Annotated in this window: 22 protein-coding genes; 20 read left to right on the top strand and 2 right to left on the bottom strand. The window is 62.7% G+C overall.

Going from position 1 to position 20,333, the window contains the following annotated elements:
- The first annotated feature begins 250 nt into the window (after window positions 1-250).
- The 18 genes from V8V93_RS14155 to V8V93_RS14070 all read left to right on the top strand — a co-directional run bounded on the left by V8V93_RS14155 (window position 251) and on the right by V8V93_RS14070 (window position 16,715).
- The gene (locus V8V93_RS14155) at window positions 251-955 is read left to right on the top strand and encodes a 2-phosphosulfolactate phosphatase (RefSeq protein WP_338667239.1); all 705 of its coding nucleotides are present in this window, start codon (window positions 251-253) and stop codon (window positions 953-955) included.
- A gap of 10 nt (window positions 956-965) precedes the next feature.
- Entirely contained in the window at window positions 966-2,303 is a 1,338-nt protein-coding gene (locus tag V8V93_RS14150; protein ID WP_338667238.1) for a diguanylate cyclase domain-containing protein, read from the top strand.
- 299 nt (window positions 2,304-2,602) lie between these two features.
- The gene (locus tag V8V93_RS14145) at window positions 2,603-2,980 is read left to right on the top strand and encodes an NADH-quinone oxidoreductase subunit A (RefSeq protein WP_338667237.1); all 378 of its coding nucleotides are present in this window, start codon (window positions 2,603-2,605) and stop codon (window positions 2,978-2,980) included.
- A 35-nt stretch (window positions 2,981-3,015) separates the two neighbouring features.
- Entirely contained in the window at window positions 3,016-3,504 is a 489-nt protein-coding gene (locus V8V93_RS14140; protein ID WP_338670195.1) for an NADH-quinone oxidoreductase subunit B, read from the top strand.
- Window positions 3,505-3,506: 2 nt separating this feature from the next.
- On the top strand, window positions 3,507-4,034 hold the full coding sequence (locus V8V93_RS14135) for an NADH-quinone oxidoreductase subunit C (RefSeq protein ID WP_338667236.1): 528 nt from the start codon (window positions 3,507-3,509) through the stop codon (window positions 4,032-4,034).
- A gap of 42 nt (window positions 4,035-4,076) precedes the next feature.
- The gene (locus V8V93_RS14130) at window positions 4,077-5,249 is read left to right on the top strand and encodes an NADH-quinone oxidoreductase subunit D (protein ID WP_338667235.1); all 1,173 of its coding nucleotides are present in this window, start codon (window positions 4,077-4,079) and stop codon (window positions 5,247-5,249) included.
- Window positions 5,250-5,258: 9 nt separating this feature from the next.
- Window positions 5,259-6,242, top strand: coding sequence for an NADH-quinone oxidoreductase subunit NuoH (nuoH, locus tag V8V93_RS14125; protein ID WP_338667234.1), 984 nt, complete (start codon window positions 5,259-5,261; stop codon window positions 6,240-6,242).
- Between the two features lie 10 nt (window positions 6,243-6,252).
- Window positions 6,253-6,840 (top strand): 4Fe-4S binding protein, encoded by a 588-nt coding sequence (locus V8V93_RS14120; protein WP_338667233.1) that lies wholly within the window; start codon window positions 6,253-6,255, stop codon window positions 6,838-6,840.
- 1 nt (window position 6,841) lies between these two features.
- Window positions 6,842-7,366, top strand: coding sequence for an NADH-quinone oxidoreductase subunit J (locus tag V8V93_RS14115; RefSeq protein ID WP_338667232.1), 525 nt, complete (start codon window positions 6,842-6,844; stop codon window positions 7,364-7,366).
- The gene (nuoK, locus tag V8V93_RS14110) at window positions 7,367-7,675 is read left to right on the top strand and encodes an NADH-quinone oxidoreductase subunit NuoK (RefSeq protein WP_338667231.1); all 309 of its coding nucleotides are present in this window, start codon (window positions 7,367-7,369) and stop codon (window positions 7,673-7,675) included.
- Between the two features lie 5 nt (window positions 7,676-7,680).
- The gene (locus V8V93_RS14105; protein ID WP_338667230.1) at window positions 7,681-9,225 is read left to right on the top strand and encodes a monovalent cation/H+ antiporter subunit D family protein; all 1,545 of its coding nucleotides are present in this window, start codon (window positions 7,681-7,683) and stop codon (window positions 9,223-9,225) included.
- Between the two features lie 10 nt (window positions 9,226-9,235).
- Window positions 9,236-9,499: a hypothetical protein gene (locus V8V93_RS14100; RefSeq protein ID WP_338667229.1), complete on the top strand. Its 264-nt coding sequence runs from the start codon at window positions 9,236-9,238 to the stop codon at window positions 9,497-9,499.
- Window positions 9,489-11,288 carry a Na(+)/H(+) antiporter subunit D gene (locus V8V93_RS14095; protein WP_338667228.1) on the top strand — a complete coding sequence of 600 codons (1,800 nt, stop codon included), beginning with the start codon at window positions 9,489-9,491 and terminating at the stop codon, window positions 11,286-11,288. Before V8V93_RS14100 ends, V8V93_RS14095 begins: the two co-directional genes overlap by 11 nt.
- Window positions 11,289-11,311: 23 nt before the next feature.
- A complete protein-coding gene (locus V8V93_RS14090; protein WP_338670194.1) occupies window positions 11,312-12,847 on the top strand; it encodes a complex I subunit 4 family protein in 1,536 nt (511 codons plus the stop codon).
- A 12-nt stretch (window positions 12,848-12,859) separates the two neighbouring features.
- Window positions 12,860-14,317: an NADH-quinone oxidoreductase subunit N gene (locus V8V93_RS14085; protein WP_338667227.1), complete on the top strand. Its 1,458-nt coding sequence runs from the start codon at window positions 12,860-12,862 to the stop codon at window positions 14,315-14,317.
- A gap of 349 nt (window positions 14,318-14,666) precedes the next feature.
- Entirely contained in the window at window positions 14,667-15,470 is an 804-nt protein-coding gene (locus V8V93_RS14080; RefSeq protein WP_338667226.1) for a 4Fe-4S binding protein, read from the top strand.
- Window positions 15,471-15,578: 108 nt separating this feature from the next.
- Entirely contained in the window at window positions 15,579-16,154 is a 576-nt protein-coding gene (locus tag V8V93_RS14075) for a type I restriction enzyme HsdR N-terminal domain-containing protein (protein WP_338667225.1), read from the top strand.
- 9 nt (window positions 16,155-16,163) lie between these two features.
- Window positions 16,164-16,715 (top strand): hypothetical protein, encoded by a 552-nt coding sequence (locus tag V8V93_RS14070; RefSeq protein ID WP_338667224.1) that lies wholly within the window; start codon window positions 16,164-16,166, stop codon window positions 16,713-16,715.
- A gap of 39 nt (window positions 16,716-16,754) precedes the next feature.
- Here V8V93_RS14070 and V8V93_RS14065 read toward each other — a convergent pair whose 3' ends face one another.
- Window positions 16,755-16,970 (bottom strand): ferredoxin, encoded by a 216-nt coding sequence (locus tag V8V93_RS14065; protein WP_338667223.1) that lies wholly within the window; start codon window positions 16,968-16,970, stop codon window positions 16,755-16,757.
- 239 nt (window positions 16,971-17,209) lie between these two features.
- Window positions 17,210-18,223, bottom strand: coding sequence for a DUF933 domain-containing protein (locus V8V93_RS14060; protein ID WP_338667222.1), 1,014 nt, complete (start codon window positions 18,221-18,223; stop codon window positions 17,210-17,212).
- Between the two features lie 166 nt (window positions 18,224-18,389).
- Here V8V93_RS14060 and aroL point away from each other — a divergent pair, with 166 nt between their 5' ends.
- Both aroL and V8V93_RS14050 read left to right on the top strand, forming a co-directional pair.
- On the top strand, window positions 18,390-18,920 hold the full coding sequence (gene aroL / locus V8V93_RS14055; RefSeq protein ID WP_338667221.1) for a shikimate kinase AroL: 531 nt from the start codon (window positions 18,390-18,392) through the stop codon (window positions 18,918-18,920).
- 36 nt (window positions 18,921-18,956) lie between these two features.
- Entirely contained in the window at window positions 18,957-20,321 is a 1,365-nt protein-coding gene (locus V8V93_RS14050) for a TrkH family potassium uptake protein (protein WP_338667220.1), read from the top strand.
- Window positions 20,322-20,333 lie beyond the last annotated feature (12 nt).

Genomic DNA, 20,333 nt, shown 5'->3' with positions numbered 1-20,333 from the left:
GGAACCGTGCGCACGGGGGCGGGCCGAAGAATCACCGATCGTCCGCAACCGGGGTTCGATTTTTCATCATGCCGCCGGATGGCAATGAAATGGCCGTCAATTACAGGCCGGAAAAACCTTTACTGTTCCAGTGTTGCGGGTTTAAGAGGGATGATAAACCGTTTTCGGGCGACCGCGTTCCGCATGAGAATCAAGAGGTTGAGGCGGTTTGGGAACAGGCCGCCCGGTGCCAACCAGACAGGAATTTCCGATGATCGTGAATGTGGTGGAATGTTTGTCCGGCGCGCAGCGTGCCAAGGGGCTGGTCGTCATCGTGGATGTGTTCCGGTCCACCACCCTGGGCTGCTTTCTGGCGGCCGGGGGTGTGGCCGAGTACATCGTCACCGACAGCCTGGACCGGGCGCGGGCCATGGCCGCCGAGCGCGGCGGCAAGGTTATCGGCGAACTGGTGGACGTCCCGCCCAGGGAATTCGACTATCTCAACTCCCCGGCCCTCATCGAGAAGGCGGACATCCGGGGCGAGACGCTGATCCACGTGACCAACGCGGGCACGCGCGGGCTGATGGTCTGCGAGAACGCGGACGAGGTTGTCATGGGCTCCTTCGTCAATGCCCGGGCCGTGGTCGACTATGTCCTGGCCAAACAGCCCGAGGTGGTCACTCTGGTGGCCATGGGCACCGGCGGGGTCATGCGCGCCCAGGAGGACATGATGTGCGCCATGTACATCAAGAATGAGATCGAGGGATATCCCAACAGCTTCAAGACCCTGAAGAAATTCCTCCACGATGTGGACACGGCGGCCAAGTTTTTCGACGACGCCCGCGAGGATTGCCCGGAGGAGGATTTCGACCTGTGCATGGATCTCGACCGCTTCGATTTCATCCTCAAGGGTGAACCGGTGGAGGGCGGGGTGAGGCTCGAAAGGGTGGATGTGCCCGCACGGGAGACCGCCTGAGGGGGGAAGCATGAACGACCAGTTGCAGAAGATTCTCATCGTCGATGATTCCCGGACCAACCTGGCCCTGCTCAACCACATGCTCCGCGACGTGGAGTGCAGGGTGGTCCAGGCGGACAGCGGCCTGGAGGCCGTGGACATGGCCCGGAACGACGATTTCGCGCTGATTCTTCTGGACATCCAGATGCCCGGCATGAACGGCTACGAGGCCGCTTCGAAGATCAAGGAGCACGAGCGCAGCCGCAACGTGCCGATCATTTTCATCACCGCCATCTTCCAGGACGAGGAGAACGTGCGCCAGGGCTACGAGACCGGGGCCGTGGACTACCTCTTCCGGCCCGTGGACGTGGACATCCTGATCAGCAAGGTCAAGGCGTTTCTGCAGATGAACCGGCAGAAGGTCCTGCTCGAACAGGAAGTGGAACAGCGCCGTCGCACCGAGGCCGCCCTGCGCGAGGCCGAGGAGAAGTACCGTTCCATCTTCGAGCGGGCCATCGAGGGAATTTTCCAATGCACCCCGGAAGGGGAGTTCATGGAGGCCAACCCGGCCATGCTGCGCATCCTCGGCTATGACCGCATGGAGGACGTGGTCGGCAGGCCGGCTTTCCGGGACCGGTTCATGCCCGAAGAGAACGAGCGGCAGATGTACCGCGAGCTCATGATGCGCAACGGGGTCGTGACCGGATTCGAGTTCCGCCTGCAGCGCCGCAACGGGGAGGTCGTCTGGTGCTCGGAGTCCTCCAGGGTGGTCCGTCCGGGCAACGGGGACGATTTCATCGAGGGCGTCCTTGAAGATATCTCCGAGCGCAAGAACGTCGAGTTCGAGCTCAAGCGGCTGGCCACCCAGGACAGCCTGACCGGCATCGCCAACCGGCACCGCTTCTTTGACCGGCTGGAGCACGCCCTGGCCGTGGCCAAGCGCTACGGGACCAAGGTGGCGGTGCTCTTCGTCGATCTCGACGACTTCAAGCGCGTCAACGACACCCACGGCCACCAGACCGGGGACGAACTCCTGCGCCAAGTCGCGGAGCGGTTGCAGCAGCGCACCCGCGAGTCCGATACCCTGGCCCGGCTGGGCGGGGACGAGTTCGGCATCCTCCTGCCCGGCATCGACGACCAGACCGGGACCTTGAGCTTCACCCGGAACCTTCTCGAAGTGGTCCGGCAGCCCTATGACGTGGGCGGCCTGAAACTGGTCATCGGGGCGACCATCGGCATCAGCTTCTATCCCGACGACGGGAAGGACACCGTGACCCTTATCAGCCGGGCGGACGCAGCCATGTACGGGGCCAAGAAAAAGGGCCGGGCCGATTACGGCACCTTCGCAGAATATGATTCGCCGGGGTAGGGCGGCGGATCGTCATGATCGGTTTTTTCAGAGGGCGTTTCGCGTGGTCGAAACGCCCTTTTTCATCCCCCGGAGGGACCTGTTTTCCGTCCTGCGGAGGGGTATGGGGCCAGGGCGGGAACCAAGGCGGGACGGGGGCTAAGCAGAGTTAAGAAAATTACATACTTAGGCGGTAGGTTCTTTACGAAAAAAAGCGCAAGGTGCTTGACTTGGGGCTTTTTTCGGGGCATGGAACTCGTTAATTCTTGAAAATTTTATTGGTTCAAGATTCCCGCAAATTTACTGCCAAAGGATGGGGTATGATTTTCAATTGGCTGCATTTTGCAATTGTCTTGTTTCTGCTCGCTGGCCTGCTGTTTGCCATCGGGCCGTTGATTCTGGCTGGGCTGCTCGCCCCCAAAGCGAGGGGAGGGGATATCGGCATGCCGTACGAGTGCGGCATGATCCCCTACGGCAGTTCGTGGGCCCGGTGGGGCGTATCCTACTACGTATACGCCCTGATCTTCCTGGCCTTCGACGTTGACGTCCTTTACCTGTTCCCGGTCTCCACGGCGTATGCAGACGCCGAAGGCTGGGTGCCCTTCGTGAAGGTCTTCATCTTCCTGTTCTTCCTTATTCTCTCCGTCATCTATTTTTGGGCGAAAGGGGTGTTCACATGGCCGCGCAGGATTCAGTAGTGCAACAGGAGTTCCTGACGGCGGGCAACCATCGCATGGATCCGCCCATCGTCAACATGAAACTGGCCCAGGACCTCTTCGACGTCTGTCGTTCCATGTCCCTGTGGCCCATGACCTTTGGTCTGGCCTGCTGCGCCATCGAGATGATGGCCACCGGCATGGCCCGGTTCGACATGGCCCGGTTCGGGGCGGAGGTCTTCCGGCCTTCGCCACGTCAGTCCGACGTCATGATCGTGGCCGGCACCGTGACCAAGAAGATGGCGCCGTCCGTGGTTCGGCTCTATGAACAGATGCCCGGGCCCAAGTGGGTCATCGCCATGGGCAACTGCGCCATCTCCGGCGGCCCCTTCAAGATCAAGGACAACTACAACGTGATCGAGGGGGTGGACACGCTCATCCCCGTGGACGTCTATGTGCCGGGCTGCCCGCCCAGGCCCGAGGGGCTGCTTGAGGGGTTCTTCGAGCTGCAGCGTCTGATCACCGGCAAACGCTGGTGGCCCGTCGCCGCCAAGGTGGAGGGGTAGCCATGTTGCAGGCTTTGGAAGGAATCGCGACCCAGTGCGTCGCCAAACAGGATCCGGCGGCCACGGGGCACGCTTGGTCGGTCTTTTTGGCGCCGGGCCAGATAGTCAGGGCCGCCAGGAAGCTGTTCGAGGCCGAATATTCCCTTGAGGACATCTTCGCCCTGGACGTGGATGAGGGGTTTTTGGTGCAGTATCATTTCAACCGATGGACCCTGAACGAACGGGTCGTCCTCCGCATCCTCGTCGGCAAGGACAACCCCGTGGTCCCGTCCATCACGTCCGTCTTCGACGGCGCCGAGTGGCATGAGCGGGAGACCCGCGACTTCCACGGCGTCGAGTTCGAAGGCAATCCCAACCTCGTGCCGCTGCTCATGCCGGTGGAGGACAAGGACCTCTGTCCGCTGTGCAAGACCGACAAGACGCGCAAGTCCATCAAGGACCTGCTCTCCCTGGGGGAAGTCGTGTCCTGCTCCGCGGAAGTGGAAGCATTGTTTGCGGAAGCGGAGGCCGGGGAGGCCTCCGACGCGTAGGCCGGGGCGACCGGTCGGTATCAAACACCGGACTGAGAGTGTATGTCGGCTTACCAGAATACAGAACAAATGAAGGGTGATTTCTACACCCAGAAGTTCGAGGCCGGGAAGCAGGACGGCACCCTGATCATCAATATGGGTCCGCAACACCCGTCGACGCACGGCGTTTTGCGGATCGTGATCGAGGTGGACGGCGAGTACATCGTCCGTGCCGAGCCCGTGCTGGGCTACCTGCACCGCATGCATGAAAAAATGGGCGAGACCCAAACCTGGGGCGGATTCATCCCCAACATGGGCCGCGTCGACTACGGCCACGCCATGGCCTGGAACTGGGCCTATGTGGGCGCCGTGGAAAAACTGATGGGCATCGAGGTGCCGGAAAGGGCGGAGTACCTGCGGGTCATCATGACCGAGCTCAACCGCCTGGCCTCCCACCTGTTGTGGTGGGGCGCCTACATCCTCGACCTCGGTGCATTCACGCCCATCATGTACGCCTTCGACGATCGCGAAATGCTCCTGGACATCCTGCAGAGGCCGTCGGCCTCCAGGCTGACCTACAGCAACTTCCGCGTCGGCGGCGTGCAGATGGACATCGACGACAAGTGCGTCGAGTTGATCAAGGCGTTCATCCCGCACTTCCGCGAGAGACTGCCCATGTATCACGATCTCGTCACCGAGAACCTCATCCTGCGCCGCCGCATCGAGGGCATCGGGGTCATCGACCAGGACATGTGTCGCCGCTACGGCTGCACCGGTCCCGTGGTCCGTGGCGCCGGCGTTCCCTACGACGTGCGCAAGAACGAGCCGTACTCGGTCTACGACCGTTTCGATTTCGAGATTCCCACGCAGGATTCCTGCTGTTCCGCCGGACGCTACCACGTCCGCCTGGCCGAGATGGAGCAGAGCATGCGCATCATCGAGCAGGCCCTGGAGCAGCTCCCGTCAGCGGAGGGCGGGCACATCGTGGACAAGGCTCCCAAGCCGGCCATGAAGCCGCCCGTGGGCGAGGCCTACTTCAACGTGGAAGGAGGCCGCGGCAAGATCGGTGTCTACGTCGTGTCCGACGGCAGCAAGGTGCCGTACCGCGTCAAGCTGCGCGCGCCGGGCTTCTCCAATCTGAGCGCGTTCGCCGAGGCCGCCACCGGGACGCTCCTGGCGGACGCCGTCGCCATCCTGGGCAGCCTGGACCTGATCATTCCTGAAATCGACCGGTAGGGGGAATCAATGAACGCATTCTTAACAAACCTGATAGTCCTGATCATCGCGGCGGTCGCCGCCATGGTCTGGCTGGGGATAAACGCCCTGGTGTGGGTCTACTGCGAGCGCAAGTTCGCGGGCCACATCCAGCGCCGTCCCGGCCCCTTCGAGGTCGGCCCCCACGGAGCGCTCCAGCCGCTCATCGACGGGCTGAAGCTTATGGGCAAACAGCTCTTGACCCCGGACAACGCGGACGCGGCCCTGTATTGGCTCGCCCCGATCCTGTCCATGCTGCCGGTGCTGCTGCTCTTCCTGCCCATCCCGTACGGCCCGGTGCTGACCGGCATGGACGTCAACCTCGGCCTGCTGCTCATCCTGGCCTTCTCCAGCTTCAACGGGCTGGCCGTCATCCTGGCGGGCTGGGCCTCCAACAACAAGTGGGGCGTGCTCGGCGCGGCCCGTGCCGTGTCCCAGACCGTGGCCTACGAGATTCCGTTGCTGCTGACCGTGCTGGCCATTTCGTTCATGACCGGCACCCTGAGTCTGACCGAGATCACGGCCATGCAGGACGGCTACATCTGGAACTGGTTCATCTTCAGGAACCCGTTCACGTTCCTGGCCTTCTTCGTCTTCATCATCGCCATGTTCGGCGAGACCAACCGCGCCCCGTTTGACTTGGCCGAGGCCGAGTCCGAACTGACCGCCGGGTTCCATACCGAGTATTCCTCCATGGGCTTCGGCCTCTTCTTCATGGCGGAATACGGCTACATGGTCGTCATGTGTTCCGTCTGCTCCGTCCTGTTCCTGGGCGGCTACCACGGCCCCTTCCCCGGCGTCGACGGATGGTGGTGGATGCTCATCAAGACCTACGCCCTGTTGTCGCTCATGGTCTGGGCCCGCTGGACCTACCCCCGCGTCCGGTTCGACCAGCTCCTGAACATCAACTGGAAATGGTTGCTGCCGCTGGCCACCTTCAACCTGTTGGCCATCGCGCTGATCGTGAAGCTGTAGGGGTGTAGACATGGGTAAATTCAAGAAAAACGTCATTCAGCCGATTCTCGACTGCTGGTCCCTGATCGTGGGCCTGAAGATCACGGGCAAGTACTTCTGCAAGCCCCTGATCACGGTCCACTATCCGCGCGAGGTCATCGACGACGAGAATCTGTCAACATACGGCGGGCACGTCGAACTCATCGGCAAGCCCAAGGATCCGGCCACGCCCAAATGCATTTCCTGCATGATGTGCGTGACCAACTGCCCGAGCAAATGCCTCACCGTGGTCAAGTCCAAGCCTCCCAAGCCCACCGCCGCGGAGGAAGCGGCCATGAAGGCGGCCGAGGAAGCGGGGGAAAAGGTCAAGAAGCCCAAGGCCCCCAAGAACCCGGCCAAGTTCATCTACGACTACACCCTGTGCTCGCTGTGCGGCACCTGCATTGAAAACTGTCCGGCCAAGTCGCTGAGATTCTCCAATGACATCTATTGGGTGGCGACTTCCAGGAAAGAGATGAAACTCGATCTTCTCGCCCGGCTCAAGGCGCAGGCCACGGAACTTTCCGCGCCTGCCCACAAGACCGAGGCCGTTCCGGCCGCGGCGGAGAAGGAGGCCTAATATGGAAGTCTTGGCAAAAATAGCATTCGGCGTGTACACGCTCGTCATTTTGGGCGGGGCCGTCCTCGCCGTGTCGAGCAGCAGCCTGGTGCGTGCCCTGATCGGCCTGATCACCACGCTCGTCGGCGTGGCCGGGATGTACCTGCTCCTGGCGACGCCCTTCATGGCCTTCATGCAATTGCTCATCTATATCGGCGCGGTCAGCGTCCTGATCTTCTTCGCGGTCATGCTGACCCGGGCGGAGAAGGGCGGCGACGAATCCGGCAAGGCGCCCATGAAGCGCTACCTGTATGGATTGGCGGCCACCATGGCCCCGGCGGCCCTGCTGGGCTGGCTGGTCCTGACCCGGCCCGCCGCGTCCGTGGCCGTGCCCGTGGAAGTGACCATCAAGCAACTCGGCGACGGGCTCCTCGGTTCCTACTTCCTGCCCTTCGAACTGATCTCGGTCATCCTGATGGTCGCCATGACCGGCGCCGTCCTGCTGGTCTGGGAAAAGCGGGGCCATAAGAACGGGGGGGATAAGTAAATGAGCGCGTTGACCCTTTATCAAATCGTCGCCCTGATCCTCCTGTGCGCCGGCCTGTTCGGCCTGACCCAGCGCAGGAGCCTCGTGGGCATGCTGATCTCGGTGGAGCTGATGCTCAACGGCGCGGGCCTGTCCATGGTGGCGGCCGCGCAGCTGACCGATTTCAGCGCGGTCCTCGGACAGCTCGGCACCCTGTTCGTCATGGGCCTGGCCGCAGCCGAAGCCACGTTGGTCCTGGCCATGATCGTGGTGGTTGCAAGGCGTTTCAAATCCGCCAAATCCAGTGACATCACTACTCTGAAGGAATAACTATTATGGAAGGTGTAACGACATATAGTCCCATTCTTCTGCCGGTGGTGTTCACGCTCCTCACGCCGCTCTTCATCTACCTCTGTAGAGGGGAGGAGAACCGGCGGGAGGCGATCAGCTTCATCGGTGCGTTTCTGACCTTCACCTCGGTGCTCTGGATGGCGCCGAAAGTCCTCGCCGGACAGGTCCTCTACTACCACGTAACCACCATCCTGCCGGGCATCAGCATCGCCTTTGCCGCGGACGGGCTGTCCATGGTCTTCGCCCTGATCGCCCCGTTCCTCTGGTTCTTCGTGACCAGCTACAACATCGGCTACATGCGCGGGCTGAACGAGCACGCGCAGACCCGCTATTACGTCTGCTTCGCGGTGGCCATCTTCGGCGCCATCGGCGTGGCCTTGTCGGCCAACGTGTTCACGCTCTACCTCTTCTACGAGGTTATCACCGTGTTCACGTACCCGCTGGTCTACCACCATGAGGACGAGGAGGCCAAGGTCGGCGCCCGCAAGTACATCGTCTACTTGATGGGTACCTCCAAGCTCTTCCTCCTGCCCGCCATGGTCCTGACCTACGTGCTGGTCGGCAACCTCGACTTCAATCTGTCCGACATCCAGCACGGCATGTTCACCGCCCAGGTCGTCGCGGCCCACCCCAGACTGGTGGCCCTGACCTACTGGTTGTTCATCCTCGGCATCGGCAAGGCGGCGCTCATGCCGTTCCACAACTGGCTGCCCTCGGCCATGGTCGCGCCCACCCCGGTCTCGGCCTTGCTGCACGCGGTGGCGGTCGTCAAGGCCGGCGTGTTCTGCGTCAGCCGCATCGTGCTCTCGGCCTTCGGGACCAAGACCGCGGCGGCCCTGACCATGAGCCAGGTCTTCATCGGCTCGCCCGGCTCCTGGCTCGGCGACCTGTCCATCGGCATGGGCACCGCGTACATCGCGGCCTTCACCCTGACGGTGGCCTCGTTCATCGCCCTGACCAAGGACGACATCAAGGCGCGGCTGGCCTACTCGACCGTGGCCCAGTTGTCCTACATCGTCCTCGGCGTGACCACGCTCGTGGACTCGGGCGTGCAGGGCGGCGTCATGCACATCGCCCACCACGCCTTCTCCAAGATCACGCTCTTCATGGCCGCAGGTGCCATCTACGTCGCCTGCCACCTGAAGAAGATCAGCCTCATGGACGGGCTCGGTCGGCGCATGCCGCTGACCTTCGGTGCCTTTGGTATCGCCTCCCTGTCCATGATCGGCATGCCGCCGGTCTGCGGGTTCGTCTCCAAATGGTACCTGGTCAACGGCACGCTCGATGCGCACCAGTGGCCGCTGCTTTGCGCGTTGCTCCTTTCGACGGCGCTCAACGCTGGCTACTTCGTGCCCATCACCTACAGGGCCTTCTTCAAGAAGCCCAAGCCCGAAGCCAACATCGGCCAGTACAACGAGCCGTCCATGACCATGGTCATCCCGCTGTGCATCACGGCCTTCATCTCGGTGTTCTTGGGTCTGTATCCGCAGACATTCCTGAACTTCGTCAACGTTCTCGGCAAGTTCTAGGGGGGTATATATGAGTCAACAAAATGGATTGGGCGAGCTTCTCGCCAAATGGAGAGACAACTGGAAGACGTGGAGGACCATCTTCTTCGTCGTGTTGGGCGTGCTCGTGCTGCTCAACATCCCGTTCGTCACGCATCATCCGCACTTCGGTCTCGACAGGTACCCCGGGTTCTTCGCCGGATTCGGCCTCGTCGTCGGGCTGGCCATGGTCATCATCATGAAGAAGATCATCCAGCCGTTCATTGCCCGCAAGGAGGACTACTATGGGGACTGATATCTTCATCCACCCCGCCGCGGGCTTCCTCCTGCTGGCCCTGCTGGTGCCGTTGATGCCGGCGAGCTTGTGGAAGAACAAGGCCCTCCGGGGTGGGCTGGCGATCATTCCGCCGCTCATCGCCCTGTATTCCATCTTCACGGTGGAGCCGGGCTCCTACGGGGTGGTGCACTACCTTGACCAGGCCCTGATCTTCGGGCGCGTGGACAAATTGTCCATCGTCTTCGCCCAGGTCTTTGCCATCATCTCCTTTATCGGCTGCATCTACGGCATGCACGTGGAAGACAAGGGGCACTACGTCTGCGCCTCGCTCTACGTGGCAGGCGGATTCGGCTGCGTGTTCGCGGGCGACCTGCTGACGGTCTTCCTGTTCTGGGAGTTGATGTCCATCGGCTCGACCTTCCTCATCTGGCAGGCCAGGACCCAGGAATCCGTGCACGCCGGTTTCCGCTACTTCCTGTACCACACGGTGGGCGGCCTGTTCCTGCTCGGCGGCCTGCTGCTGAAATACAAGGCCACAGGCGGCTTCGCCTTTGACCTCGTCAACCCGGCCGAGGCCCATCTCTACGATTGGCTGATCCTGACCGGTTTCTGCGTCAACGCCGCCGTCGTGCCCCTGCACGCCTGGCTGCCGGACGCCTACCCCCGCGCGTCCGTGGCCGGTGCGGTGTACATGTGCGCCTTCACCACCAAGACCGCGGTCTACGTGCTCTGCCGGGGCTTCGCCGGCTGGGAGGTCCTGGCCATCGCCGGTACCTTCATGGCGGTCTACGGAGTCCTTTACGCGTGCATTGAAAACAACGCCCGGCGCATCCTGTCGTACCACATCGTCTCCCAGGTGGGATACATGGTCGCAGGCATCGGCATCGGCACGGCCATGACCATCAACGGCGCCGTGGCCCACGCCTATGCCCACATCCTGTACAAGGGGCTGCTCTTCATGGGCGCCGGCGCGATCCTGTACTCGGTCGGCACGGCCAAACTGGACGAACTCGGCGGCCTGGTCACCAAGCTGCCCTGGGTCATGGTCTGGTATATGGTCGCGGCCCTGTCCATCTCCGGCATGCCGTTGTTCAACGGCTTCATCTCGAAGACCATGACCATTGCGGGCGCCGCCGAGCACCACCGCACGCTCCTAGCCCTCGGCATGGAGGTCGCGGCGGTCGGTACGTTCATCTCGGTGGGCATCAAGCTCCCATACTTCGCGTTCTGGGGGCGCAAGAAAGAGTTCACGGGCGAGGTCAAGCCCCTGCCCATGAACATGTACGTGGGCATGGCCTTGGGCGGCCTGCTGTGCATCGCCCAGGGCGTCTATCCCCACATGCTCTACCGGTACCTGCCCATGGCGGTGGAAGGGCACGCCTTCGACCCCTGGACCGTGGACAAGGTCATCAACGCCTGCCTGCTGCTCGGCTTCTCCGGCCTGGCCTTCTACCTGACACGGTACATCATCACGCCGCACAAGGCGCTCAACCTGGACTTCGACTGGTTCTACCGCCTGATCGGCAAGGTGACCATGCGGGCCATCTGCTGGCCCTCGGCCAAGGTTGACGACGTCTGGACCGAGGTCTACCGGACCGTCGGCCTGCGCGGGCTCATCGGCATGGGGAAAGGCACTTCCTGGTTCGACAAGAAGGGCATCGACACGGTGGTGGACGGCAGCGCCTACACCGTCAGGAACATCGGCAGGGCGGGGGCCAAGGTCCAGACGGCCAACCTGCAGGACTACCTGGCGCTGGCCGCCGTTCTCGGCTTGGGCATCTTCGCCCTGATATGGTACTTCGGCTAAGCCGGACAATCTAAGGAGAGCTCATTTTGGACTTCGGATATCCGGTACTCACAATATTGATCGCATTCCCGCTCATCGCGGCATGCGGACTCTTCTTCCTGCGGGCTCCGCAGGTGGTGAGGTATTACACCATGGCGGTGTCCCTCATCGAGTGTCTGCTTGCAGTGCCGCTCATGGGCTTCAAACTCAACGCTGACTTCCAGTTCGTCGAAAAGCTGGACTGGGTCCACCAGTGGGGCCTGCAGTACTACCTCGGCGTAGACGGAATCAGCATACTCATGGTCCTTCTGACCATCGCGGTCCTGCCGCTGTGCGTCATGTGCTCCTGGACCTACATCGGCAAGCGGGAGAAGGAATTCCACTTCTGCCTGCTGTTCATGACATCCGCCGTGCTCGGCGTGTTCTGCGCGCTGGACCTGGTCCTGTTCTACGTGTTCTGGGAGGCCATGCTCATCCCCATGTACCTGCTCATCGCGGTCTGGGGCGGCGACGACCGCAAGTACGCGTCGCTCAAGTTCTTCCTATACACCCTGGCGGGGTCCACCCTGCTCCTGGCGGCCATCGTGGCCTTCCGGATCACGGGCGGAACCTTCTCCATTCCGGACCTGATGCAGATGAACTTCAGCTTCCGCTTCCAGTTCTGGGCCTTCCTGGCCATGGCGCTCGCCTTCGCCATCAAGGTGCCCATGTTCCCGTTCCACACCTGGCTGCCCGCAGCCCACGTGCAGGCGCCCTCGGCCGGTTCCGTCATCCTGGCGGCCGTGCTGCTGAAGATGGGTACCTACGGGTTCCTGCGCTTCTGCCTGCCGCTGACCCCGGCGGCCAGCCACTACTTCGCCCCCATGATGATCGCGATCTCCATCGTGTCCATCCTGTACGGCGGAGCCATCGCCCTCGGGCAGTCCGACATCAAGAAGCTGGTCGCGTACTCCTCTGTGGGCCACATGGGCTTCGTGACGCTGGGCATCTTCCTGTTCAACCAGCGCGGCGTGGAAGGCGCGCTCTTCCAGATGCTCAACCACGGCATCGTCACCGGCGCGCTGTTCATGATGATCGGCGCGGTCTACGAGCGCAGCCACAGCCGCGAGATCTCGAAGAACATGGGACTCGGCAAGTACATGCCCGGCTTCATGTTCTTCTGGGGATTCATGGCCCTGGCCTCGTTCGGCTTCCCCGGGACCAACGGGTTCGTGGGTGAAATTCTGGTCTTCATCGGCGCGTTCAAGCAGTCCCTGATCGTCGGGGCGCTCATCGTGCCCGGTGCGCTCCTGGCCGCGGCCTACATGTTCCGCGTGTCCCTGAAGATGGCCTGGGGCAAGCCCAGCAGCGCTTCGACCTGGCGCGACCTCAACGCCCGCGAGTGGATCTACCTGACCATTCCGGCCGTGTTCGTGCTCTGGATCGGCCTGGCGCCCACGCCGTTCTTCAAGCTCATCGATCCGTCCGTCAACAAGCTGCTCAACAACTTCGACCAGCGCAAGGTCGCTGCCGTGGAAACCGAGCAGCCGATGCAAACAGCCGCCGCAGCCCTCTCGGGCCTGCTGGCGGAAAAGGAATAGGGGGCTTACGACGTGAACTTCAACATCACTGCGCTTGTCCCGGAACTGTTCTTCCTCTGTATGGTACTGGCCCTCATGGTCCAGTCGCTGGGCAGCAGGGAGTGGAAACCGCCGGTTGAGAAATGGCTGCCGTTCGGCGCCTGCGCCGCGTTCTTCGTGACCATCACCGGTTTCCATCTGCATGGAACCATGTTCTGGGATGTCTACAAAGTGGACCTCATGTCCCAGTTCTTCAAGATTGTCATCACCTTCGGCTTCTACATCGTCGTGCTCAACGCCTCGCGCCAGCCGACGCTGGAAGAGGGCAAGCGGGCCGACTATTACATGCTGCTCGGTTTCTCCACACTGGGACTGATGATGCTCGCCTCCTCCGTGGAGCTGATCACCATCTACCTGGCCCTGGAACTGGCCTCCTACTCCATGTATGCGGTCATCCCGCTGCGCGCCAAGGACAAGGGCGCGGCCGAAGCGGGCATCAAGTACATCATGTTCGGCGCGGTCGCCACGGCCCTGGCCCTGTACGGCTTGTCGTACATTATGGCCACCCAGCACACGACCTACATCGCCGAGCTCATGAACAAGTCCTGGTCGTTCGCCGACCAGCCCATGGCCGTTGTCGGCCTGTCGCTCTTCCTGGGCGGCATGTTCTTCAAGCTGGCCCTGTTCCCGTTCCACTTCTGGTGCCCGGACGTCTACCAGGGCGCCAGCAACGAGACCGCCGCGTTCGTGGCGACCATGCCCAAGATGGGCGCCATCGTGGTCCTGTGCCGCCTGGCCGTGCTGCTTAAGCCCGGCCTGGAGATCACCACCATCCTGGCAGTGCTCGGCGCGCTGTCCATGACCTTCGGCAACCTGTCGGCCCTGGCCCAGACGGACATCAAGCGACTGCTCGGTTTCTCGTCCGTGGCCCATGCGGGCTACATCATGGTCGGCCTGGTCTCGGGTACGCCCGAGGGCATCGGCGCGGCCGCGTTCTACGGCATGGCCTATCTGGTCATGAACCTGCTCGTGTTCTGGATCGTCAGCCGCGTGGCCTCCGACGGCCGCAACCTCAAGCTGAATGATCTGAACGGCCTGTACAAGAAGGCCCCGGCCCTGGCGTTTTCGCTGGCCGCCGGCGCCTTTGCTCTGGTCGGCCTGCCGCCGACCATGGGCTTCATGGGCAAGTTCTTCCTGATCACCTCGGCCTGGGATCACGGCTACAACTGGCTGGTCATCACCCTGGTGGTCAACTCGGCCATCGCCATCTACTACTACCTGTCTCTGTTCCGGCATGCCTTCACCGAAGAGTCCGCGCCGAGCCAGGCGGCACCGCCGGACAACGGCTGGTTTGCCTCCGCAGGGGCGGGCATGCTTGCCGCCGCCGTGCTGCTCATCGGCATGGTCCCGGCACCCCTGTTCAACTTCGCCATCAATGCGGGCAAGACCCTCTATGGCATCACCGTCACCTTCGCGGGCGCCGGACACTAGAACGGGCTGCATAAACCGATGAAAAGGGCGGAAGCGATGCTTCCGCCCTTTTCGCCTCTGGCGCGGGGAAGGGAAGAGGGAACCCTTTGAGAAAAGGGTTCCCTCTTCCCCTTCCCCGAACCCTATCCCCATCTCCCTTCCTAAACTTTTTGGGGCGCTTCGCGGTGAAGTAGGGGGGCGTTGTTGGGGGAGTTTTTTGTGTGAGGTATTTGACCCGGGAGAGAGGGCGGTTTAGAAAAATCGGGCAGCCTGCAAAATGGCGGATGCTGCATAGGAACGTGTGGAGGGAGCGCGGCCTGCTTGGCGTTGGAGCATCGATACGATCATTTCAAACACAGGAAGACGATTCATGAACATCCGAACTCTGAAACTGGCCTATTTTTCTCCCACCGGGACCACTGCGGCGGTTGTCGAAGCCATGGCAAAAGGGCTGGACTACGATGTGGTCGAGGACGTGGACATCACCATGCCCGAGGAGCGGCAGGAGCCGTTGCAGGCATCGGCCGAGGACCTGCTGTTGGTCGCCGTGCCGGTCTACGGCGGGCGCATTCCCTTTCTCCTCGAGCCGTGGCTGCGCACCCTGGAACTGGACGGGACGCCCGTGGTCTGCGTGGTCGTGTACGGCAACCGCGCCTTTGAGGACGCCCTGATCGAGCTGTCCGACATCGTCACCGAGCGGGGCGGAACGGTCCTGGGCGGCGCGGCCTTTGTCGGGGAGCACTCCTTTTCGAGCGAGGAATATCCTGTGGCCGTGGACCGGCCCGACGCGGACGACCTGCGTAGCGCCGAGGACTTCGGGCGCCAGGTGCGCGAGGCCGTGGACGCGCTGGACTCCATCGACGACGCCCCCAGGCCGGACATCCCTGGAGACCGGCCCTACAAGGAGCGCAAGCCGCGTGGGCCGGTGGACTTCATCCAGGTCGACGACGGGTGCGTCCTGTGCGGCATCTGCGCCGAGCAGTGTCCGGTCGGAGCCATCGACGAAAAGGACCTGAAGCACACGGACCCGGACAAGTGCATCATGTGCTGCGCCTGCATCAAGGTCTGCCCCGAGCACGCCCGCAGCGCCAAGCCCGGCTGCCCGGTGGAGGGATTCGCCAAGTGGCTGAACGAGAATTGCGCCGAGCGCAAGGAACCCACGTACTTCTTCTAGGCTGAACGGATCGCAATATCTCCGCGGCCCGGCACGTCCCGCAGATTGTGCGGGCCGGTTGCGCCGGGCCGGTCGGGGATTTATTATATGGGGAACGGGAGGCATTCCATGCATGAAACCAGTCTGGGCGGCACGCTCCGCGACTATCTCTCCGGCGAGGAGATCGACGAGACCACCTTCGAGGAATTCCGCCAGTTGCTGGCCCGCCTCCTGGTGGAGGAGAAGGGCTACCCCAAGGACCGGATCAAGGCCAAGGTCCCGCTGGCCTACTGCGTGGAGGGCGAGGAGTTTGAGCGGATCATTGACTTCGTGCTCTACGACGAGCAGGGCAGGCCCGTGTTCCTGGTCATGTTCTGCGCGGGCGACGTGGCCACCTTCGAGCGCGAGACCGTGTGCGCGGCTCGGCTCCTTGAAGGAGGTCCGGTCCCGTATGCCCTGGTCACCGACACCATGGACGCCACGCTGCTTGACGTGCGCACCGGCGAGGAACTGGCACGGGGCATGAACGCCGTGCCCGACTACGCCCGCCTCATGGAGATGGTCGACGCGGTCGAGATCAAGCCGCTGACCGCCGAGCAACGCGAAAAGCAGACCCGCGTGTTCCACACCTACTGCGGCTTCGTCTGCGGCGACCACTGCGAATGCTCGCTGCCGCCCATGCCGTCCTTTCCGCTGAAAAAGTAGGGTAGCCGAGTGCCTGAAGAGGTCATCGTCAAATATACCATGCGCGCACCTCTGATCGCCCTTTGCGTTTTCGTCTGCCTGATAAGCGGCGCCATGATTGCGTTCGGATGGGGAACCCTGGACCACCAAGTGCCGCGCCAAAATCCCGAGGCGTTCATCGGGCTCGGCGTGCTCGGCCTGGTCTGGGCGGTCTGGACGGTGCGTTCACTGGCCTCGGGAAAGCCGTATCTGGAGACGAGCGAGGAGGGCATCTTTGTCGGTACCGGCCTGCACTGCTACATCCCCTGGGAGAATGTTGGGGATATTTCCGCGCGGCAAAACGAGGTTCGGACCCGCTTCGGCACAACGACCGTCAAGGTCTGTTCGATCGACCTGAAGGATCCGGACAACGTTTATTTCGACAAGTTCTCCCATCGGATGCTACGCAAGTATTTCGGCCGGGGACTGCCGATCAACCTGGCCTCCGACGCACGGACCTCGTGGCCCAGCGAACGGCTTGCCGCCGCCCTGCGCGAGCGTTGGCAACGGGAAGTCGATCGGACGCGGGAAAGCCGGGCATAGGCCCGGCTTTCTCTTTTTCTAAGGGGAGGGGGAAAGGGATCAATCCACGAAGACGATGCAACCTTCCGGGCAGGTGTTCATGATGTCGCGAACCTCTTCCTCGGTGACCTCGGACCTGCTCACATAGGGCATGTCCAGGGCATCGTCCCACTGAAATACGTCCGGGTTGAGGTCGATGCACCCCTGGCAGGAGCGGCAGTCTCCCAACTCGATGGCCACTTCACGATGCTTGGTACAGGTATTGGTATCACTCATGATTTGATAATAGTTACTACTGGTGTTGTTGGCAAGTATTATCGCTATCGTCTTTCATGCTCGAAGTGATGATCGGCAAAATCGGAAGAGCGGCACGGCGGTTCGCGCTCGCACACATCCCGCGAAGCGGCACAAAAAGTTTACGAAGGGAGAGGGGATGGGCGGCCAGGGGAAGGGGAGAGGGAAAGCCCTTTCCATAGGGTTTCCCTCTCCCCTTCCCCTGGCCGCCGGAGGCATTCCTAGACGTTAAAGCGGAACTCGATGATATCGCCGTCGTGGACGATGTATTCCTTGCCCTCCAGGCGCGCCTTGCCCGCCTCCTTGACCTTCTTGAAGTCGCCGTAGGCCAGGAAGTCGTCAAAGCCGATGACCTCGGCGCGGATGAATCCCTTTTCGAAGTCCGTGTGGATGACGCCCGCGGCCTGGGGTGCGGTGGAGCCCGCCCGCAGGGGCCAGGTGCGGCATTCGTCCTCGCCCGCCGTGAGGAAGGAGATCAGGCCGAGGAGCTGATAGGTCTTGGCGATGACCTTGTCCAGGGCGGACTCGGTAATGCCCAGGTCGTTCAGGAATTCGGCCTTTTCCTCGGGATCGTCGATCTCGGCCAGTTCGCGTTCGAGCTTGGCGGCCACGGCAATGTGGGCCATGCCCGACGTGTCCTCGGGGAGCGCGCGGTCCGCCTCCTCACCCTCTGGGCAGTTCCAGGCGTAGAGGATGGGGCGGGCCGAGAGAAATTTGTAGCCTTTGAGTTCGGGCAGAGTGCTGACTTCGGCGTCCGTGCGCAGGGGGCGTTCCTCTTCGAGCAGGGCGAGCGCCCGCTTCAGGGCGGCCTCCTCCTTGGGGTCCACCAGTGCCTTGTTCTTCTTGCCGTCCGCGGCCAGCTTTTCGAGGCGTTTTTCGATGACCGCCATGTCCGAGACCATCGTGTCCGCCTCCATGGCCTGCCACTGCTTTTCGGGGTCGTTCATGCCCGAGAAGCCGTCGAGCACGCCGATGAAGCAGTCGTAGGGCCGGACCTCGTTCAGCACGCGCTCGCCCAGGCCCGCGCCCTTGCCCCCTCCGCCGGGGATGTCCAGGTACTCGATCTCGCTGTAGGTGACCTTCTTGGGCTGGAAGAGTTCGATGAGCGGGTCGAGCCGGGCGTCCGGGACCTTGACCATGGCCCGATTGCCTGCGGCGGCCGCTTCGGGGCCCGCCAGTGCGGCGAAGAGATCGGTCTTGCCTGAGCCGGAGAAGCCGAAGATGGCGGTTTTCATGTCTTTCTCCTTCGCTGGAACGGGGTGAGAAACGCTACGCCCGACAAGGGCTTGGCGGAAGGTATCAGGTATCCGGGGGAATGCAAAGAAAGAGCGGAGCGGCGAACCGGTATCGCGGGGCGGCAAACCATTGAACGTGGAGCGGTTTTCCCTTACGGTGCCTGTCATGCACAAGACGGGGAACATCTTTCTCATCGGGCCGCGCGCCTGCGGCAAGACAAGCGTGGGTCGGGCCCTGGCCGCAAGGCTGGGCCTGGAGTTCGTGGACACGGACCACGCCTTTGCCGAGGCCGTGGGCACGGATATCGCATCCTTTGTCGAGGCCAACGGCTGGGAGGCTTTCCGCGACGGGGAGGCCGCAACGCTTGCGCGCGAGGCCGCGCCCGGCGGCCGGGTCATCGGCTGCGGCGGGGGCATTGTCCTGCGCGAGGAGAACCGGGCCGTGCTGGCCCGGGGCATCGTCCTTTACCTCAAGGCCGGGGCCGAGGAACTGGCCCGGCGGCTCATGGCCGATCCGATCGCGGCTCAGCGGCCGTCCCTGACCGGCAAGTCCGTGGCCGACGAGGTCCGCGAGGTTCTGGACGCGCGCGCCCATCTGTACGAGGGGTGCGCCGACCGGGTCATCGAGGGCCAGGACCTGGACGGCACCGTGGAGCGCGCGCTCGAAGCGGTGAAAACCTTTTCCGAGCGTTTTTGACAGGTTGGGCCGTCAGGCATATAAGCGTGGAGAACCATGCGCACTAAAGTCTTTTCGCCGTATTGGATGCCGGTCTGGTTCTTTGCCGGGGCCATACTGATCGGCGCACTCATACTTCATATGGACGTGAGCCACCCCGGTGGCCCGTTGTCCTTTGTGGACGCCCTGTTCACGGCGACCTCGGCCATGTGCGTCACCGGCCTGGCCGTGGTGGACACCGGCTCCTACTTCTCGACCCTGGGCCTGGACGTCATCCTGGTGCTCATCCAGCTCGGCGGCCTGGGGATCATGACCTTCACTACCCTGATTATCCACCTGCTCGGGCGGCACGTATCGCTGACGGACCGGCTGGCCGTGGGGCAATCCCTGCTGCACGACCCGTCGTTCAGCCTGCCCCGGTTCCTCATGCGGGTGGTCCTCTGGGCCTTTTCCTTCGAAGCGGCCGGCGCGCTGAGCCTGTGGCTCCTGGACCCTGTGGGCTTCAACCCCTACTCGGCGGTCTTCCATTCGGTGTCGGCCTTCTGCAACGCCGGGTTCTCCCTGTACCCCGATTCCCTGACCCGATGGTCCGGCAACGGCGGGGTCAACATGGTCTTTATCGTGCTCATCACCGCGGGCGGCCTGGGTTTCTATGTGCTCAACGAGTGCGGCACCTTGATCTGGAACGCGCTGTTCAACCGCAACCGGCGCAGGCGGGGCAAACCGCAGATGAGCTGGCACACGGCCATCGTGCTCAAGACCACCCTGGCCCTGGTGGTGGCCGGGACCGTGGTCATCTTTGTGGCCGAGGGGGCGGCGGGCAATGCGCCGGACAACGTGTTCGAGCATTTCTGGAACGCCCTGTTCCAGTCCGTGACCTGCCGCACCGCCGGGTTCAACACCGTGGACATCGGCGGCATGACCAACGTGTCCCTGGCCTTCATGATGGTCTTGATGTTCATCGGCGGCTCGCCGGGTTCCTGCGCGGGCGGCATCAAGACGACCACCTTTCGTGCCCTGGTCGGCTTTGTCTGGGCCGAATTCCGGGGGTGGGAACAGGTCCGCATCGGGCGTTTCGCCCTGGACCAGAAGGCCATGAACAAGGTCGTTTCCCTGGTGACCATGAGCCTGCTGCTGGTGGGCGTGGGGACCATGATCCTGACCTCCATGGAGAGCGGGGACAGCTCGTATCTCATGGCGCGCGGCGAATTCATCGCCGACATGTTCGAATCCATTTCCGCCTTTGCCACCGTGGGGTTGTCCACGGGCATGACCCCGCTGCTCGACAATTTCGAGCGGGTCACGCTCATCGTGCTCATGTTCGTGGGGCGTCTGGGGCCCATCTGGATGCTCTCGGCACTGCAAAGCTGGCAGTCCGAGCGGCGCTTCAGGGTGCCGACCGCGACGCTGCCCTTCGGCTAGATCGACAAGGAG

Source organism: Pseudodesulfovibrio sp. 5S69 (assembly GCF_037094465.1).
GTDB lineage: Bacteria > Desulfobacterota > Desulfovibrionia > Desulfovibrionales > Desulfovibrionaceae > Pseudodesulfovibrio > Pseudodesulfovibrio methanolicus.
Note: the sequence above shows the minus strand (reverse complement) of the source record. Positions and strands in the feature narration are given on the sequence as shown.

What these genes read in the sequence shown, in the direction of transcription:
- V8V93_RS14155 (WP_338667239.1), top strand. Translation starts at nt 251, where the DNA reads ATGATCGTGAATGTGGTGGAATGTTTGTCCGGCGCGCAGCGTGCCAAG.
- V8V93_RS14150 (WP_338667238.1), top strand. Translation starts at nt 966, where the DNA reads ATGAACGACCAGTTGCAGAAGATTCTCATCGTCGATGATTCCCGGACC.
- V8V93_RS14145 (WP_338667237.1), top strand. Translation starts at nt 2,603, where the DNA reads ATGATTTTCAATTGGCTGCATTTTGCAATTGTCTTGTTTCTGCTCGCT.
- V8V93_RS14140 (WP_338670195.1), top strand. Translation starts at nt 3,016, where the DNA reads ATGGATCCGCCCATCGTCAACATGAAACTGGCCCAGGACCTCTTCGAC.
- V8V93_RS14135 (WP_338667236.1), top strand. Translation starts at nt 3,507, where the DNA reads ATGTTGCAGGCTTTGGAAGGAATCGCGACCCAGTGCGTCGCCAAACAG.
- V8V93_RS14130 (WP_338667235.1), top strand. Translation starts at nt 4,077, where the DNA reads ATGTCGGCTTACCAGAATACAGAACAAATGAAGGGTGATTTCTACACC.
- nuoH (WP_338667234.1), top strand. Translation starts at nt 5,259, where the DNA reads ATGAACGCATTCTTAACAAACCTGATAGTCCTGATCATCGCGGCGGTC.
- V8V93_RS14120 (WP_338667233.1), top strand. Translation starts at nt 6,253, where the DNA reads ATGGGTAAATTCAAGAAAAACGTCATTCAGCCGATTCTCGACTGCTGG.
- V8V93_RS14115 (WP_338667232.1), top strand. Translation starts at nt 6,842, where the DNA reads ATGGAAGTCTTGGCAAAAATAGCATTCGGCGTGTACACGCTCGTCATT.
- nuoK (WP_338667231.1), top strand. Translation starts at nt 7,367, where the DNA reads ATGAGCGCGTTGACCCTTTATCAAATCGTCGCCCTGATCCTCCTGTGC.
- V8V93_RS14105 (WP_338667230.1), top strand. Translation starts at nt 7,681, where the DNA reads ATGGAAGGTGTAACGACATATAGTCCCATTCTTCTGCCGGTGGTGTTC.
- V8V93_RS14100 (WP_338667229.1), top strand. Translation starts at nt 9,236, where the DNA reads ATGAGTCAACAAAATGGATTGGGCGAGCTTCTCGCCAAATGGAGAGAC.
- V8V93_RS14095 (WP_338667228.1), top strand. Translation starts at nt 9,489, where the DNA reads ATGGGGACTGATATCTTCATCCACCCCGCCGCGGGCTTCCTCCTGCTG.
- V8V93_RS14080 (WP_338667226.1), top strand. Translation starts at nt 14,667, where the DNA reads ATGAACATCCGAACTCTGAAACTGGCCTATTTTTCTCCCACCGGGACC.
- V8V93_RS14075 (WP_338667225.1), top strand. Translation starts at nt 15,579, where the DNA reads ATGCATGAAACCAGTCTGGGCGGCACGCTCCGCGACTATCTCTCCGGC.
- V8V93_RS14065 (WP_338667223.1), bottom strand. Translation starts at nt 16,970, where the DNA reads ATGAGTGATACCAATACCTGTACCAAGCATCGTGAAGTGGCCATCGAG.
- V8V93_RS14060 (WP_338667222.1), bottom strand. Translation starts at nt 18,223, where the DNA reads ATGAAAACCGCCATCTTCGGCTTCTCCGGCTCAGGCAAGACCGATCTC.
- aroL (WP_338667221.1), top strand. Translation starts at nt 18,390, where the DNA reads ATGCACAAGACGGGGAACATCTTTCTCATCGGGCCGCGCGCCTGCGGC.
- V8V93_RS14050 (WP_338667220.1), top strand. Translation starts at nt 18,957, where the DNA reads ATGCGCACTAAAGTCTTTTCGCCGTATTGGATGCCGGTCTGGTTCTTT.